Consider the following 502-nt stretch of genomic DNA (forward strand, 5'->3'; position numbering starts at 1 on the left):
GCCGGCCGGCCCGCTGCAGGCGCGGCTGCAGGTGCGCGTACTGCAGCACACACGCCAGCTCGTCGCGCATGGCCTGGGTGGCGATCCAGCGCAGCCGGCCCGCAGCCAGCAGCCCGCGCAGCGCAGCAGCAGCCGGATCGGCGAACAGCAACAGATCCAGCACGATGTTGTTGTCCAGCACCACGGGGCGGGCGCCTTCGCCCTGCGCCGGCCGGGCGCTCAAGCGCAGCTCAGGCCAGCGCATCGGGGCCTGCAGCACCGGGGCGGCCGCGCGCGCTGCCCGCCACCAGGTCGAAGCGAAACAGCCGGCACTCGATTGGCCCGTTCCACAGCGGCACGCGGCGCGACTCCTTGAGGCGCATCCGCCCGGGGAGCTTCAGGTCGGGCGTGAGCATCCAGGCCTGCCAGCCGGCGTAGTGGCGCTTCCAATGCGCGGCGAGCTGGGCGAAGAAGTCGCCGCCGTCCTCCACCAGCGCGCTCTCCCGGCCGCCGGCGGCCGCCC

The 502-nt window shown here is 74.7% G+C and carries 1 protein-coding gene and 1 pseudogene; both read right to left on the bottom strand.

The features are described 5' to 3' along the window. On the bottom strand, window positions 1–223 hold a 223-nt coding region (locus A612_RS12200), incomplete at its 3' end, for a PIN domain-containing protein (protein ID WP_420891031.1). A gap of 7 nt (window positions 224–230) precedes the next feature. Next, a pseudogene (locus A612_RS12205) lies at window positions 231–502 on the bottom strand (class I SAM-dependent RNA methyltransferase); the annotation flags it as partial.

It is taken from the genome of Melaminivora alkalimesophila, from assembly GCF_000282995.1.
GTDB classification, from domain to species: Bacteria; Pseudomonadota; Gammaproteobacteria; order Burkholderiales; family Burkholderiaceae_C; genus Melaminivora; species Melaminivora alkalimesophila.